Genomic DNA, 17,504 nt, shown 5'->3' with positions numbered 1-17,504 from the left:
TGATAACAGAAGCAGGTACATCGACCACCGTTACCGTGCCGTCTTCACTTGTATAAGTATATGTTCCGTCGTTATTGTCGATTAACGTCGTATTGGTCTCGTTCGCCGCTACGATGTTCTCGATGTACTCTTCGATGCTGGTGTATGTGTTGCCGCCCACCGTAACAGGACCGCCGTTCACCACTTCCTCAAACTGGTTGATAACAGAAGCAGGTACATCGACCACCGTTACCGTGCCGTCCTCGCTTGTGTAGGTGTACGTTCCGTCGTTGTTGTCGATCAATGTCGTATTGGTCTCGTTCGCCGCTACGATGTTCTCGATGTATTCCTCTATCGTATTATAGGTAGTACCGTTAACCGTAACAGGACCGCCGTTGACCACTTCCTCAAACTGGTTGATAACAGAAGCAGGTACATCGACCACTGTTACCGTACCGTCTTCACTTGTATAAGTATATGTTCCGTCGTTATTGTCGATTAACGTCGTATTGGTCTCGTTCGCCGCTACGATGTTCTCGATGTATTCTTCGATGCTGGTGTACGTGTTGCCGTTAACCGTAACGGGACCGCCGTTCACCACTTCCTCAAACTGGTTGATAACAGAAGCAGGTACATCGACCACCGTTACCGTACCGTCTTCACTTGTATAAGTATATGTTCCGTCGTTATTGTCGATTAACGTCGTATTGGTCTCGTTCGCCGCTACGATGTTCTCGATGTATTCTTCGATGCTGGTGTATGTGTTGCCGCCCACCGTAACAGGACCGCCGTTCACCACTTCCTCAAACTGGTTGATAACAGAAGCAGGTACATCGACCACCGTTACCGTGCCGTCCTCGCTTGTGTAGGTGTACGTTCCGTCGTTGTTGTCGATCAATGTCGTATTGGTCTCGTTCGCCGCTACGATGTTCTCGATGTATTCCTCTATCGTATTATAGGTAGTACCGTTAACCGTAACAGGACCGCCGTTAACCACTTCCTCAAACTGGTTGATAACAGAAGCAGGGATATCTATCACTACCCCTGCTCCCGTTATCGGATTTCCTGTCTCATCAATACTAGCTTCATTATAAAACACATAACGCCCTTCAGATTCCTTGATCAAAAGCGTCTTTGTTTCGTTCCCCTTTATTGCCTGTACCAAATTAATAGTTTGCGGATTACCTCCACTATCCACATAGGTAATAACATAAGTTGCGGGGTCGTAACTTACATTACTACCTTGCATAGCCCCAACAAAAACCCACTTTGTACCATCATTGTAGTAGATAGCAGGCACAACATCATTTTGAGTTGAAGTATTATATACCATCATCCCCGCTACGTGCTCAGTCAAAGGAGCAGGATTTACTACAGCAGTCAATTCTACACGAGGGAACAGTACCCCTCTTTGCATACTGCTTAAATCCAACACAGCATTTGGATTGGGCACGGCATTATCACCCTGTGCCGTACCGTCACCAATTTTAACCTGTCCATACACAGAGCCTACTGCGGCAAGAACCAGGAATAAAATACAAGAAGCTAGTTTTCTTAACATAAGATTAGAGTTAATAGGTAACAAACAGTTAAAATTTGATTCAATTAAGTAGATAAAAAATTAAATAGTATCAGATAATATATACTTATACACGTAGACCAGAGAATAAATGGCGTTCGCTATAAGCAAAAATTATCACGCTTAAATAGCTCACTCGATGTTTAACAATACGGTTCACGTATAACCATTTTCCAGTAAAAGCGTTAATATTAAAAATCGCAAAGCTGTACGATAATAGAAAGACCGGGCTAACCGAAATTCTCTTTTGTAGGGTAGAAAAATTTAATTTCATAAAGCTCATAGTAAGACCATGTATTTAAAAAGCACTCTTCTTTGTAAATTATTATTTCTAAAACTTTACTAGTTACTTGTCAATCAATTTGGCCTTTGAACTACACAAAACGTATCCAATTTCATAACGTAATTTTTGGTTTTTCATTCCTTCAAGATTACCTTTCTGAAAGGCACTTGAATTCTATTTCATAGATATTATGAACAAAGAAAGGAAAGAAGAATAATACTCAAGCTTGTCTGTCATACTTATAGCAAAAACTTGTTATCAAAAAATATATTTTTAGCAAACTTTAGTTACTTTCGAAATTATCCGCTCTTCCTATTTTGACATCCGAAAACTAAAATCTTATCTTCTATGAGAAGATAGCTTGGAAAAGAGCATTGATTTAACCCAGAGGATTTACTACCTTCGTTACTTTAAAACTGTTTCGACCTTACGTTATGAATCTACCCCGTCTTCAATCAAGCAGGAATCGCTATTCCCACCTGATCTCTATGCTTTTGCTCACCATATGTCAGCTCACTACTGCCCTTGGTCAATCGACAACTCAGGTCCAGACTGAATTTAACAAGCTGAACAAGGCATACCACGCAAACAGCATATCTGCTCAACAATATTTTGTCAAGGCCGACTCACTGACCCACCAACTGTTGGCTGAGGGAACCAACTTTGAGATCAAAGAACTGGTGGATATTCTTTCCCTGTATGAAAAAATCGCATGGAGCAAGCCACAATATGCGCGCGCGCGCATAAGTTATTTTTTCCTTTTTTTCAACAATGCACGTATGTTCAAAAAAAGGGGAGCATCCATGTACTATGCTGAAAAAATCACGGAAGAATACAAAAAATATGGAGAAAAACATCCATTAGTAGAACAATTGCAAAAGTGCAAAATTTATCAGGAGCTAAGGTTATACGACAAAGTCATTGAGGTATTTGAAGGGGAGAAAAGCTACCTAACTCAGTTACCAAAGCTCTTGCAGGAGGATCAAATCGATCACTCCGTAGGTTTGAACGCCATGTATATTTTATCACCGGCTTTAGCTGGATATATTAAGATGAAGGATACGGTATCGGTGTATCAAACAGCAAGTTTAGCGCATCATATTGGTACTACACTCCAGCGCAAAGATTCGCTCGGCCGAACCCAAATGTTGTACAACGACCTGTTGATGATAGATATTGCGCATTCCATAGCCAACTTTGAGCACAAGTATGACAGCGCAAGCAATCTTCTACACCAACTAGAGGCTCTGAAGACTATTTATAAAGATCAACCGACAGGCTTCATCGACGGCAACCTGATCCGTCTTCGTCTAGAAAACCATCTCAATCTGAAGAATCAAGATAGCCTCCGTTCCTATATTGAGAAATACGAATCATCCACCGCTTTCGGAGATAGCCAACGAGCAGATGTTGCAGAATTTAAGGGCAAGTTGCGGGCGTTAGAGGGTGATTACCGAGGAGCCTATGAATCGCTTACCGGTGCATTGACGCTTGAGCGGGACGTGCAAACGAGCTTAATGGAAGAAGCAAGTAATTTGCTCTACGCGTATACCCAGGCCGAACATAGTGGAATCGCACTGCAGCGGGCTGAAAAAGTAAAGCAACAGCGAACCATTTGGCTGTTAATCATTTCATTTGTAGCTATCATGGTGGTTTTGGGAATCTATCTAACCATGCTCTATAGAAGCCGAAAAGCCAAAGAACAAGTCGAAGCCCTTAATAACACAGCCAATTTGCAGATCATCGCCATGGAGGAAATGAAACACGAAGCAATAAGGGAAGAACAGCAGCGTCTTGGGCAGGATCTTCACGATGGGCTTTCCTCATCTATAGCAAGCATCAAGCATCAGCTGGAAATCTTGTCCATGGATACCGACGATACGCATTTAAAAGCTAAATTGGGCATGCTACAAGCCCAGGTAACCAAAGCATACACCGTAGCCAGAGCTAAAAGTCATGAGTGGTTCAATACTGCTGACGGAGAACAAGAAGACACTTTTGAGCAGCGAATCAAATTCCTTACGGATACTGCCTTGCCAGGCTCTCGCTATAAGAAAGATATTCATATAGATGACGATGCGTTACATCATGTCAGTATGGACACCCGAATTGCATTACTCCGCATCATCCAGGAGGCAATTACGAATATCATCAAGCATGCCAAGGCTAAGAAAGTGGATATCTTGATTTACGCAGAAATAGACAAACTCATCATGGCCATCAAAGATGACGGAACGGGTTTGGTCGGTAAAAATTCAATCAGCGGCAAATCGACAATGGGCTTGCAATCCATCCGCCGCCGAGTGCAATACATGGACGGCGAAACCAACATACAGTCAGACTCAAAAGGCACGGAAATAACAATATCCATTCCGTTGACACAATCGTAATACTGGGATGCATGTTTGGCTTTCACCCCACATGTGCAAGATAACGGCGAGGGATAGAACCGGATTAAAAAGTATTTTAAACAATTACACATCTATCAATTATGAGACGAAAACCTACAACTTACCCATTCCTATTGTTTCTGTTTTGCCTTTGCAACGCTCCCGCACTTTGTCAAATCCAGCAAATCAACCAAGAACTAAATAAGTTATCCTCAATCAAGGACAGCGTCAGCAAGGTCAACACGCTGAACCGGTTGGGGACACTTTACCGCACCAGAAATGCAGATAGTTGCTTTTACTACGGAATGGAGGCCAAGCGTATGGCCACCAATATAAAGTATCGTCACGGTCAAACAGCCGCAGACCATGTGATTGCTTTTGCTTTATTTAAGAAAGGACTGTATGCGGAATCGCTTGAACTACTTGGCAAAATCTTACCGTACTACCAAAAACTCGATGATACCGAAAATATTGTCCGTGTATATTTGGATATGATCGAAGTAGAAAACAAAGGGATCTCCGATGACGCAAAGCTTACATCGCTTTTGCGTAAGGCTATCCAAACCGGAAGAAAACTCGAAAAGGACAGCATGATGTCTGAGGTATATATAAGGTATATCAGCCGGGGTCCTGACCTTTCTGAAGACAGCATTCGTTATTACCTCAACAAATCCAGGGAAATCGCCGCCCGCTATAAAGATGAATACATGCTGGCCTACAATCGGAATTACGAAGCACATTTTCTGGTGTTAGCTGGCCGGAAAGAGGAGGCCCTGCCCCTTATACACCAGTTAATGTCCGATGCAAAACGGATTGGCGGTTCAAACCTGGAGATCAATGCTCATTTTCTAATGGTTATCTATTATAGCACCAATCTCAAAATGGCGCTCGAACATTGCTACCAAGCCTATGAAATAGCACAGAAAAGTGGGGACAGCTACTTAGAAATCTATATATTAAACAACGCTTTAGATGCAGCCAAAGATATAGGTGATACAGATGAGATCATCAAGGTCTATGTAGAGTTGGAAAAGTCCATGACGGCAGATTGGGAAAAGACAAGAAAATTTATCGGGGATTATGTCAGGTATAATAACATAGAAGATAACAACACGCAATTGGCTGAGGAAAATAAGAGGCGAACATTGTGGATAGTCATCATTTCATTTATGGCATTGATCTCCTTAATGACCATATACTTAATCATGCTTCGTCGAAGTCGAAAGGCAAGGGAACAAATCGGGGCACTTAATGAAACAGCCAACATGCAGATTATCGCCATGGAGGAAATGAAACACGAAGCAAAAAGGGAAGAACAGCAGCGTCTTGGCCAGGATCTTCATGATGGGCTTTCCTCATCCATCGCCAGCATCAAGCATCAATTGGAAGCACTTTCCATGGACACCGAGGACGCCCTACTAAAAAAGAAACTGGTTGCCATGCAAGCGGAACTAACCAGCGCCTATGCTGTAGCCAGAAACAAAAGCCATGAATGGTTCAATACGGCTGACGGACAACAAGAACACACTTTTGAACAGCGAATCAAATTGCTTACGGATACTGCATTACCAGATTCTCGCTATAAGAAAGATATCCATATAGACGACGATGCGCTACAGCATGCCAGTATGGACACCCGGATTGCATTGCTCCGCATCATCCAGGAGGCGATTACGAATATTATCAAGCATGCGAAGGCCAAGAACGTGGATATCCTGATTTACGGGGAAACGGACAAGCTCATCATGGCCATCAAAGATGACGGAACGGGTTTGGTCGGTAAAAACTCAACTGGCAGCAAATCGACGATGGGCTTGCAATCCATCCGCCGCCGAGTGCAATACCTGGATGGCGAAACCAACATACAGTCAGACTCGAAAGGCACGGAAATAACGATATCCATCCCGTTGAACTCAGTCGTATACGGTTAGTCAGTGATGCAACGAAAAACAATAACAAATCCATATGAACCCGACATGATTAAAATAATCATCAGAGGCTCCATCTGAAAACTGAAAACTGAAAACAAAAAATAACCAGATGAAACAACATGTATTTATCAAAAGATTGTTAGCCACGCTGCTCGCAGTGGGCTTACTGGGAGAAAAAGCCGGCAGCACCGTCTGGGACAACCGCCAATCCAGCAGCCAGCAACAAACCGTAACGGGTACGGTGGTCGATGCCACGGATGGAATCCCCATTGCAGGGGTTACCGTCAGTGTACGGGGTACTTCGATCGCTGTCAGTTCAACAGACGATGGTCGTTATACGATTACCGGGGTTAAGACCGACGACGTACTGGTGTTCAGTTACATTGGTTACCGAACGCATCAAGAGCCAATAGCCGGTCGTACAATTATCCCCGTACAACTGGGGCGCCTGGAAGATGCACTGGAAGAAGTGGTGGTAACTGCCCTTGGCATTCGAAGGGAAGAAAAATCACTCGGCTATTCGGTACAACGCATTGGCGGCGAACAAGTACAGCAGGTCAAAGGCGTGGACATTGCTACTTCGTTGACCGGTAAAGTAGCGGGGCTCTGGATTCAAAATAGTACCGAATTCGATGAATCGCCCGACATCCGGCTTCGCGGCGGATCGAGTAACCCGCTGCTGGTCATTGACGGCGTACCCTACGGCAACATGAACTTACAACAAATCGCTCCAGATGACATCGAGAGTATCGATGTGCTCAAAGGCGCGACAGCTTCCGCACTCTACGGCGTGCGCGGCGGCGGTGGAGCCATTATCGTGACGACCAAAAGCGGTGGCAATGGTATCAGCGTAAACAGTAACAACATGGCTTTTGCGGGTTACTTAGCCTTGCCCGAAGTACAGACATCATATAGCGCGGGCTTGGGCGGATCATATAATTCGGTCGACTACGTATGGGGTAATAAACTCGATATCGGCATCATGGAAGAACAATGGAATCCGGAGACCAAGCAGCTCGAAGTGATGGAACTTACTTCACGAGGTAAGGACAATCTAAAAAACTTCCTCGAACCTGGCTTCGTGACCAACAACAACATCAGCTTTGCCCAGTCCGGCGACATCGGGTCTGTACGGGCATCCCTGAACCACGTTTACAATAAAGGGCAATATCCAAACCTGAAATTGAACCGGCTGAATGCAAATGTATCGGGCAAACTGAAAGTCAGCGAGAAATTTGAATTGCAAAGTAACATCGGGTATAACCGGAGTATGACCCCGCAGACTACAGGTGCCGGATACGGCGACCAAGGGTATATTTATCAATTGCTGATGTGGACCGGACCGGAGTATGACGTTACCAAATTCCGCGATTATTGGGTGGTGCCACACGAACAGCAAAATTGGCATTACAAAGCGTGGTATGATAATCCGTATCTGATTGCCTACGAAAAATTAAATGGTAGGGAAAATAATATGGCCAACCTCAATCTGACGTCAAATTACAAACCCTTCACGGGCGCCAAGATAACCGCAAGGGTGGGCTACGACTTCTATTCCAATGAAAATACGCGCCGTAACCCACCAAGTATCTATTCCACCCGGGGGTGGCATGCGAACGGGATGTTTGGCCAATACCAATCCAGGGGATACAGTTTGAATACCGATCTGCTGTTCAACTATGGCAAAAAGAAACTATTAAATACCATAGACATAGACCTTACTGCCGGTGGATCTGTCTATAGGTACGAAGACCAATCGCTTTCGGGTGTAACCCGCAGCGGCCTCATTGTGCCGGGCGTGTATTCATTGAACAATTCGGTGGAGCGTCCGGATGTGGGTACGTCCAGGTATGGTAAGCAAGTAAACAGCTTGCTCGGATTAGCTTCGTTTGGCTGGAAAGACGCGGTTTTCGTGGATCTGACGGGCAGGAACGACTGGAGTTCGACCTTAGACATCACGACCCGTTCGTATTTTTATCCTTCCGTGTCCAGCAGTGTGCTTCTTGGGGAGTTTTTCAAGCTGCCAAACTGGATGGACATGTGGAAGCTCAGAGGGTCTTGGACCGTTTCAAAACAAGACCTCAGTGTGTACGGCACCAATGTAAATTACAGCATCGGCCAAGGCGTTTGGGATGGCTTAAATACGGCCGACTATCCATCACAACTCAATACCGCAGTCATCAAACCGCAAACCGACCGGACCTGGGAGGCGGGTACAGTAGTTAACATACTGAAAAATCGCTTAGTACTTGATGCCGCCTACTACAATGTGTTCAATTACAACCGACAACTATCATCTCCCATACCCGCTTCCTCGGGGTTTACCTCTACGTTGATCAATACCAACGAGACGCGCGTGCGTCGAGGCGTAGAGTTGTCGCTGCATGCCGGCGTGTTGAAACAAAGTAATTTTACGTGGGACGCTACGGTAAACTGGGCAACAACACACCAGTATTACAAGGAGTTAGATCCAGTCTATTCATCAGACAACCTGTGGACGAAAGCCGGCGGACGTGTCGACAATTATACCATCACCGATTGGTTGCGGGATCCACAGGGTAATGTGGTACATACGAACGGCGGACTTCCGCAGCAAGGTCGATACGCCTATGCCGTTGGATATAGCGATCCAAAATTCATCTGGGGTTTTACCAACTCCTTTACTTACCGTAATTTTGACCTTCAGTTGAGTTTTGATGGCCGTGTTGGCGGCCTGTTATATAATTATAGTGCTTATAAGATGTGGGACACCGGTTCGCACCCCGATAGCGATAACCAATGGCGCTACGATGAAGTGGTCAACGGCAACAAATCTTACGTGGGCAACGGGGTAAAAGTTGTTTCGGGGTCAGTCTCTTTCGATCAATACGGCCGTATCACGGAAGACACGCGCGTATATGCGCCGAACGATGTGCCGGTATCCTACGAAACCTATGCCCGCCGGTTTGCCGATGGACGTTTCGGGGCTACCGACCCAACCTTTATCAAAATCCGTGAGCTAGCTATCGGATACACCGTGCCGCGCTCACTTAGCGAACGCTGGGGAATGAGCCGCGCACGAATTTCGCTGACCGCCCAGAACGTATTTCTTTGGACGAAGGATTTTCGGTTTGCTGATCCCGATTGGAATGCTGACAGTGACCTCACTTCCCCTTCCCAGCGATTTATCGGACTTAACCTGAATTTTCACCTTGCTCATCCTGACAAATCAAACAATTAGAAAAGCCATGAAGAACATACGAATAATAGCTACTATAGTCTGCATCACGACTGCATTGGCATCGTGTTCACACTTCGAAGAATTGAACACCAATCCCGACGGCTTTACCATAGCCACCCCGCAAATGCTTGCAACGAAATTGATGCTGGATATCACGAGAAGCGATATCAGCAGCCAGAAGGGATTTATGGCAAATTTCATGCGCGACAAATACATCTTATGGAGCGAGTTTGCACAGGGCGAGCAATACAATCGCATCGACCGAACCAGCTTCGGTCCTTTTACCCGGCTTATCGACGTGGAGAAGCTGATTGGCTTCACCGATGAGCTCGATGAAGGAGTAGCAAACGCTTACAAAGGATTCGGCCATTTCATACGGGCCTATATATTTTTTAACGCCACCATGCAAGTAGGCGATATCCCCTACACTGATGCGCTCAAAGGAGAAAGTGAAGGAAACATCAAACCCCGCTATGACGAGCAGAAAGAGGTGTTTATCGGTATCCTCAACGAATTGGACGAAGCTAACCGGTTGTTTGCCCAAGGTGCAAACTTTGAGGGCGATTTGATTTACCAGGGCGATCCAGTAAAATGGCAGAAAATGGTCAATTCGTTTGCGCTAAAAGTACTGATCAATTTGTACCGCAAATCGGCTGATCCCGACCTGCGTGTGGTAGAACGCTTCAACGAAATTGTAAACAATCGCCCCATATTCGAAAGCAATGCAGATAATTTCCAATTGGTTTATTCCGACCAGGAAAACCAACGCTACCCATTCCATAAACTGGGCAACCAGTTTATCATTTATCCTATGGTGTCGGATATACTGATCAACCGTTTGAAAGCGACAAACGACTACCGTCTGTTTTACTACGCTTCGCCATCCGAGGCACAGCTCGATAAGGGTTACACACCTTCCGATTTTGACGCATATAAGGGTACCGATCCGGCAATCGCATATGCAAGCTTGAGCACGATACATAGCGCTGGCGACTATTCCGGCGTAAACGCACGGTATACCGAAATCCCCGCCGGCGAACCGGTGAGTTTACTGAGCTATGCCCAAGTACAGTTCTTGCTTGCGGAGGCTGCTGTGAGGGGTTGGATCAATGGCGATGCGCAGACCCTTTATGCTGCAGGCGTACAGGGAGCAATGCAATTTGTGGCAGACCATACGCCAAACATCCCTGCCTATCATCACAACCGTATCATGAGTAATACCTATATCGAAGCATTTCCGGTCACGGACGCCGTAAAGCTAACGGGCCCTACCGAACACCGGATTGAGCAAATCATCACGCAAAAATTTCTTAGTACGTACTTGCAATCACCGTTGAGCGCCTTTTTTGAAAATCGACGCACGGGGTATCCGACATTTGCGATCAATCCAGCGTCGAATGAAAATACGCCTGCCGACCGTCTTCCTATACGGTGGATGTACCCCAGCGATGAAGTCAACTACAATAGCGAAAATTTAACCGAAGCCATCAATAGGCAATACAATGGCAATGATAACGTAAACGAACGGATGTGGCTGCTAAAAGACTAATTTTTGAGTTACTTTCCATAAAGTATAACTACCCGATCGGTTAAAGAAAAGAGGTGTTGCTTGGGGCAACACCTTCTACTTATTATGAAAAACAACAACCGGGGATGGTTGTAAAAACTTATTGTATATTTAGCAATGTCACACGTACATGCTTTAGATAGTCATTTTAAAATAGTTAGTATTACTTAACCTTTATTCTATACAAAGTAATTAACCTCTATAGCTGGTTCTAAACTCTCGTGCAAAGAAACCAAAGTTTATTAAATCACCCTAAACAGAAATATCTCTATAGCAAAAATTTGCTACTATTTATAGTTATTTTAACATTGTTACGTCACTCTTTCAACCACTAACTGCATATATTATTTAACTATCTTTGTGAGCTATCTGTTTTAATTGTTGAATAACACTTTTATTTCCAAAATTGAACGAGAAAATGATGAGTAATGATGTTGCAATTGTACTAGATGATCACCAACTATTTGGTGAATCTTTTTCCGTTTTACTTGAAAAGTACACGAAGTTTGACACGGTTCATACCTTCCAAAATGCTTCCGAACTTACCCGTTTCTTAGGCGAACATAGTCGTAAAAAATTCTATCTCTTTTTAGATTATTACCTACAGAACAGCAATGGTCTAGCTGTTCTCTCCGATGTTAAGCGCATCAACAAGTTATGTAAGAATATTTTTCTTACGAGCGCATCCAGCTGGCCTGTCCTTCATCATATCGAAAGTCATTCCCCCGACGGTATTATTAGTAAGGTGACAGGTCTAGATGTTCTTTTGGAATGCATAAATGAAGTCGAAAAAGGCAATTCTTACCGTTGCCCTATTTTCCAGGAAATAAAAACGAAGAATATATCTAACAAACCGATCATCTTTACCGCTCGTGAACTGGAAATTTTAAAGTATTTCGCCTCCGGAAACACAATTGCCCAGACTGCGGAAATAACCTATCTAAGTCATCATACCATTGTATCGCATAGGCGAAATATGATGGCAAAAGTGAATTGCACTACGATAGGCCAATTGCTCAATTACGCCAAAGAATGGAAATTAATATAGAAAATCAATTTTAATTATACATCCAATCATCGATAAAGAGGTGCTGCCGGGAGGCAACACCTTCTTATTACTTATTGTGAAAAACAACAATCGGGGATGATTGTAGATCTTATTGCTAATTGAAATGAGGTCGTCCTCTAGTAGGCCAGTACCTCTACCTCGGTACGTCTGTTTGCTTGATGATCTGCGACAGAGCACGGAACACCGTTACTACATTTATTCACTAACCGTTTCTCGCCATATCCTTTCGCGACCATTCGATCCCGTGCTATACCGCGGGTCACGATGTAGTCCACTGCACTTTGCGCACGACGCTGTGACAGCTTCTCATTGTAACTATCGCTGCCCCTGCTGTCCGTGTGGCTTGATAGCTCGATCCGAAGTGTCGGGTTGTCACGCATGGTGGCGACCAGCTGATCCAAGATCAGGGCTGCATCCCTACGTATGTTGTGCTTATCAAAGTCATAGTAGATATTCTCCAAAACAAACTTATCACCCACCTTATGGACCGGCTGTAAATTCATTACGACCCGTACCATAGTGTCCCGCCTCGGGAATAAACCCTCAATACTTGTCGAATCCGAGTGATAGCCCTGCTTTTCGGCCAATAAACGATAAGGTTCGCCTTTATTTAAGGTAAACGTAATCCGTCCGTCCTTATCCGTAACACCTTTCGCAGCTATCTCCTTCCCGTTTTGAAATAAGGTTACGGTCGTGGCAGGTAATAAATCTCCTGTCTCTTTATTACGTGTAATACCTTCCAACTGAATGATAAATTTCGGCTTATTAAAAACAAAAGAATAGATATCATCGCCACCCTGGCCTCCCGTTCTGTTCGATGACAAGTAACCGTAAATTAGATCTTCGCTATTTGCCGCCACGACGTAAGCGAAATCGTCACTTGCCGAATTCAGTGGATAGCGAAGGTTTTCAGGTGTACTAAAGGTCGAGCGCTTGCCTACAGACCTGTATATATCCAGTCCGCCCATGCCTACCCAACCATCACTCGAGAAATACAGGGTATCACCGAATACGCTTGGAAATACTTCATCTCCCGCACTGTTTATGGTAGGACCTGCATTCTTTGGGGCTCCCCAGCTTCCGTCTCCCTGTAATTCACTGTACCAGATATCTACACCGCCATGCCCGCCGGGCATATCAGAAGCATAATACAGCACCTTTCCATCAGTACTCAGAGATGCATGTCCCAATGAATAATCCTTCACGTTGTTATAGGCAAAATCCTCTTCTGTCCAGCCGTTTCCGTTCTTTCTGTAAATCTTCAGCTCTAAGTTGTGCTTACGCCACTTCAGACCGTCAGACCGGTAATTCTCGCCCTCTTTTCCCGGGTAGGTCCGTGTTACATAGAGCACATCCTCATCAGCATTTACTGCGACCGGGCCCACATGATATAGCGCATTATTGAAGGCACCTTCCATGATATTTGGATAACTGAGTTCTCCATTCCCTTCCCGATTTGCAGCATACACCTTCAGGTAAGATTGCCCCGTCATACCACTTTTGTTGTCTAACAATCCTTGGGGTTCCCCCGCATATATCACACCTCCACTGGTTGGTACCAGACTAAATTCTGAAAGGCTGGTATTAATAGTTGTCTCATTTTTCAGGTTGTGCAGAGTCGGGTTCTTCATCCATACTACAGCTGAGTCGGCTCCCTGTATATATCGGGCTATACTTTCGTCTCTCCCGTATTTTTCCTGATAGGTCTGGTACTGCTTACTCGCCTCGGCATAGCGCCCCCTCTTTTTCAGCACCTCTGCGTAATGCAGCAGTGACTCCTGTTTATGATCGGGTTGTAGCACTACACGCGAATACCAGTTCTCTGCAAGTTCGTATTCGTTGATTCTCCGGTAACTGTCTGCAAGCCGTTCCATGTCTTCCGTCCGCGGCTTTTTCACATCCACAAGCTTTTCGTAAGCTAGCGTAGCATTCGCATACTCCATTTTATCGTAGAGCAGTTCTGCACGGCTCCTACGCCCTAGTTGCTCTTGTGCGGAGGCAATCTCTGTTCCAAAAAGAAGTAACATAATGGTTAACGCCTGTAAACCTCTTTTATAATATTTTCTTTTCATAATCTATTTATACTTAACAATGATCCTGCTGTTTTATAACTTGATAACAGTCTGATACCATCACGTTGATTCAAGTATTATATACGCTCTCTATTAGAAATAGCGTGGACTTAGAATCTGACGCACTACACGTCCAAAAGTGACCCCCAGCGTAACTTCGTGCGTACCCTGTTGCAGGCCACTCATCCTACCCAGCATATGGTCATACGAATAACCTATCCGTAACGTAGGGCTCACATAAAATTGTGCAATTCCGCTTAAAGAGTTAAGTGAACTCAATTTGTTTACCGAGTAGTCGCTATAATCGCGGTCAAACAGGCGTGCCCGTGTGCGGTATCCACCTCCGATCCAAAATTTGTCATTGAATATAAACATCGCATTTAAATCCAGCGACGTAGGTCCTCTGAAATCATCTTTTATTAAAATGCTCGGTCTTAGCAGTAATCCCCTATCCAACTCAAACAAAGCCCCAGCGATCAGGTATCCATGAATGTTTCGAGAAAGACTTTCCAGTGAATTTTGGTTAAACTGGAAATCATCATCACTGTCGGTCCCTGCAAAAAGATCCTGTACCGATACACCAGCATACCATCTTGGGTTGCTGTAGTATGCGCCGAGACGGATATCCGGTTTCCACGTCGATATTTTCCCATCCGGTAATACTTGATCCATACGGTCAACGGGATCCAGTTTATTTCCATCCAAACTGTATTGTGTAAGACCACCAGCAACACCTAAACTTAGTCGATGCTCATCTGCACGATCAAGCTGTAAGCGAAGCGCATAATTAGCATAAATACTGGTCGCAGCCTGAGCTCCCAATTGATCGCCGGTTACAACCAAGCCCACTCCATGTCTCCGATCTTCCGGATCAAGTACACCGTCGATCGATAGCATACCCGTTTTTGGCGCACCTTCCCAGCCGGTCCATTGACTTCTTAGGCCCAGTTGACCAAACCATTCCTCTTTATATCCCGCATAGGCTGGATTGACACTGATCGAATTGAATATATACTGTGTCATTTGGATGTTCTGCTGGGCATAACCCTGTTTTGCTAACAGGGTTATACCGATCAAAACCATATACCTTAATTTTAATCTCTTCATCGATATCGTGTTATTATTTATGATGAACATATTCTTAATGTGTTTTAATAAGAACCCATCCTTTATGTTGCTCCACTTTGCTACCCTTGTACAGCTTAATGATATAATAGTACGTCCCTTCATTCAATCCACGCCCCGTCCAGTTATTGTCGTAGTTGTCGTTTCTGAATATTTCGTTCCCCCAACGGTTTACGATAGTAACCTCTACTCTATCATAGTTTTCACTGCCAATAATTTCAAAGCGGTCATTCTGTCCGTCACCATTCGGCGTGATCACGTTCGGAATAAACAAGTTGGAAGCTTCAATTACAATTGTTGCAACCGCCGTGCTACAGTTCGATGGGTTCAGTACTTCACAGATTGTATATGGATAGGTGTACGTTCCTGGCCGTGTACTTGCCGGTATATTGATGGTACCATCCGCATTCATGCTCAGGTTCGGATCACTTGGTACACCTGGAGTCAACGTAACTTCATTCAAGTCGATTGATCCGCCATTGAATGCGTCGTTATCCAGCACGCTCATGGTAATGATAGACGTCCTATCCCATTCGATCTGAATGTTATCGTCCATTGCGACTATCGGTGCAGGTTCGATTACAATCGTTATAGCTGCTTCGTCGCAGTTTGTTGGATTAAGCACCTCGCAGATACGGTAACTGAATTCGTATATACCTTCTGGTGTTTCTGGAAGCACAGTAACGGTACCGTCTGTGTTGAGTATGATAGCCGGGCTTTCCACATTATCAGGAGACCAGGTCAATGTCACCTCACTCGGGATAACAGGACTGCCGTTCAGCATGTCGTTATCCAGTACGCTTGGTGTTGTACCGCCATCCTTACCGTTGATCGGTGCAGGCGTGTCGTCGTTTGCTTCGATTACCGCTGCTTCCACAACGATCGTCATGACCGCATTGTCACAGTTCGATGGGTTCAATACCTCGCAGATTGTGTAAGGATATGTATATGTACCAGCAGGCGTCTCTGCTGATACCGTCACTGTTCCGTCAGGGTTCATTGTGATTCCCGTATGTGGACTTGTACCCGGTGTCAGGGTCACCTCGCTTGGGATAACAGGGCTACCGTTCAGCATGTCGTTATCCAGTACGCTTGGTGTTGTACCGCCATCCTTACCGTTGACCGGTGCAGGCGTGTCATTGTTTGCTTCGATTACCGCTGCTTCCACAAGAATCGTTACGACCGCATTGTCACAGTTCGATGGGTTCAATACCTCACAGATTGTGTAAGGATATGTATATGTACCAGCAGGCGTCTCCGCTGATACCGTCACTGTTCCGTCAGGGTTCATAACAATACCTGTATGTGGACTTGTACCCGGTGTCAGGGTCACTTCCGCAGGGATAACTGGACTGCCGTTCAGCATGTCGTTATCCAGTACGCTTGGTGTTGTACCGCCATCCTTACCGTTGACCGGTGCAGGCGTGTCATTGTTTGCTTCGATTACCGCTGCTTCCACAAGAATCGTTACGACCGCATTGTCACAGTTCGATGGGTTCAATACCTCACAGATTGTGTAAGGATATGTATATGTACCAGCAGGCGTCTCTGCTGATACCGTCACTGTTCCGTCAGGGTTCATAACAATACCTGTATGTGGACTTGTACCCGGTGTCAGGGTCACTTCCGCAGGGATAACTGGACTGCCGTTCAGCATGTCGTTATCCAGTACAGATGGCGTTGTTGAACCGTCCTTACCGTTGACCGGTGCAGGCGTGTCGTTGTTTGCTTCGATTACTTTCCACGGTAGTGGTGCAATAGTACAATTTGTGCAATCCGGATCTATTGGATCACCCGCTTCTGGTACATTTCCACTTACAGACTCGTCGATTACGTCTCTGTCTTTTGGATCTTTACCGCTAGCAATTGCAACATTTGACACATACCCACGTTCCATGTCGGCTTGCGTAATGGTATGGTATGCTTGGAGCGTAACTGACTCACCAACGGCTAAGTTAGCGATGTTACCTACATTCACATCATCCGCGTTCGCATCTGTTACCTTTATATCATGCAAGGTCACATTTCCCACGTTTTTAATCAAAATTTCGTAAGCGATTTGCTCACCCGCATATCTAAAGCGTTGTGAAAGATCTGCAGTTTTGATGACCTCTATCGCACCTTCCTGGTCGATCTCCACAATCGTGCATTCAGGACAGTTCGGATCTACCGGCGGGTTATCCGGATCGGTAGGGTCAAGCGGGTTGTTATCCGTTGAGCTGCCCTCCACATCGCGGTCCTTCGGATCTTTTCCTTTCGCCACCGCGACATTGTATACCGCTCCGGCAT

9 protein-coding genes are annotated in these 17,504 nt (G+C 45.1%); 5 read left to right on the top strand and 4 right to left on the bottom strand.

All coding sequences use genetic code 11. From position 1 onward, the window contains the following. On the bottom strand, nucleotides 1-1,540 hold a 1,540-nt coding region (locus FAZ15_RS22135), incomplete at its 3' end, for an autotransporter outer membrane beta-barrel domain-containing protein (protein WP_202912473.1). A 735-nt stretch (nucleotides 1,541-2,275) separates the two neighbouring features. Between FAZ15_RS22135 and FAZ15_RS22130 the strand changes: the two genes are divergently transcribed. The 5 genes from FAZ15_RS22130 (at nucleotide 2,276) to FAZ15_RS22110 (ending at nucleotide 11,997) form a co-directional block, all read left to right on the top strand. After that, nucleotides 2,276-4,231 (top strand): sensor histidine kinase, encoded by a 1,956-nt coding sequence (locus FAZ15_RS22130; protein WP_136903551.1) that lies wholly within the window; start codon nucleotides 2,276-2,278, stop codon nucleotides 4,229-4,231. Nucleotides 4,232-4,332: 101 nt separating this feature from the next. Further along, complete coding sequence (locus FAZ15_RS22125; protein ID WP_136903550.1) at nucleotides 4,333-6,162, top strand: sensor histidine kinase; 1,830 nt, start codon at nucleotides 4,333-4,335, stop codon at nucleotides 6,160-6,162. Between the two features lie 109 nt (nucleotides 6,163-6,271). Continuing rightward, nucleotides 6,272-9,382, top strand: a complete 3,111-nt coding sequence (locus tag FAZ15_RS22120) for a SusC/RagA family TonB-linked outer membrane protein (RefSeq protein ID WP_136903549.1) — start codon at nucleotides 6,272-6,274, stop codon at nucleotides 9,380-9,382. 7 nt (nucleotides 9,383-9,389) lie between these two features. Beyond that, nucleotides 9,390-10,931 carry a SusD/RagB family nutrient-binding outer membrane lipoprotein gene (locus tag FAZ15_RS22115; RefSeq protein ID WP_136903548.1) on the top strand — a complete coding sequence of 514 codons (1,542 nt, stop codon included), beginning with the start codon at nucleotides 9,390-9,392 and terminating at the stop codon, nucleotides 10,929-10,931. 436 nt (nucleotides 10,932-11,367) lie between these two features. Continuing rightward, nucleotides 11,368-11,997, top strand: a complete 630-nt coding sequence (locus tag FAZ15_RS22110) for a response regulator transcription factor (protein ID WP_136821660.1) — start codon at nucleotides 11,368-11,370, stop codon at nucleotides 11,995-11,997. A gap of 137 nt (nucleotides 11,998-12,134) precedes the next feature. On the opposite strand, the gene FAZ15_RS22105 is transcribed toward FAZ15_RS22110, so the two are convergent. From FAZ15_RS22105 to FAZ15_RS22095, 3 genes are all read right to left on the bottom strand, one after another. Beyond that, complete coding sequence (locus FAZ15_RS22105) at nucleotides 12,135-14,090, bottom strand: OmpA family protein (protein WP_136903547.1); 1,956 nt, start codon at nucleotides 14,088-14,090, stop codon at nucleotides 12,135-12,137. A 93-nt stretch (nucleotides 14,091-14,183) separates the two neighbouring features. Next, nucleotides 14,184-15,197 carry a PorP/SprF family type IX secretion system membrane protein gene (locus FAZ15_RS22100; protein WP_136821662.1) on the bottom strand — a complete coding sequence of 338 codons (1,014 nt, stop codon included), beginning with the start codon at nucleotides 15,195-15,197 and terminating at the stop codon, nucleotides 14,184-14,186. Between the two features lie 34 nt (nucleotides 15,198-15,231). After that, on the bottom strand, nucleotides 15,232-17,504 hold a 2,273-nt coding region (locus tag FAZ15_RS22095), incomplete at its 5' end, for a gliding motility-associated C-terminal domain-containing protein (protein ID WP_136903546.1).

This window comes from Sphingobacterium olei, from assembly GCF_005048855.1.
GTDB lineage: Bacteria > Bacteroidota > Bacteroidia > Sphingobacteriales > Sphingobacteriaceae > Sphingobacterium > Sphingobacterium olei.
Note: the sequence above shows the minus strand (reverse complement) of the source record. Positions and strands in the feature narration are given on the sequence as shown.

What these genes read in the sequence shown, in the direction of transcription:
- FAZ15_RS22115 (WP_136903548.1), top strand. Translation starts at nt 9,390, where the DNA reads ATGAAGAACATACGAATAATAGCTACTATAGTCTGCATCACGACTGCA.
- FAZ15_RS22100 (WP_136821662.1), bottom strand. Translation starts at nt 15,197, where the DNA reads ATGAAGAGATTAAAATTAAGGTATATGGTTTTGATCGGTATAACCCTG.
- FAZ15_RS22130 (WP_136903551.1), top strand. Translation starts at nt 2,276, where the DNA reads ATGAATCTACCCCGTCTTCAATCAAGCAGGAATCGCTATTCCCACCTG.
- FAZ15_RS22105 (WP_136903547.1), bottom strand. Translation starts at nt 14,090, where the DNA reads ATGAAAAGAAAATATTATAAAAGAGGTTTACAGGCGTTAACCATTATG.
- FAZ15_RS22125 (WP_136903550.1), top strand. Translation starts at nt 4,333, where the DNA reads ATGAGACGAAAACCTACAACTTACCCATTCCTATTGTTTCTGTTTTGC.
- FAZ15_RS22110 (WP_136821660.1), top strand. Translation starts at nt 11,368, where the DNA reads ATGATGAGTAATGATGTTGCAATTGTACTAGATGATCACCAACTATTT.
- FAZ15_RS22120 (WP_136903549.1), top strand. Translation starts at nt 6,272, where the DNA reads ATGAAACAACATGTATTTATCAAAAGATTGTTAGCCACGCTGCTCGCA.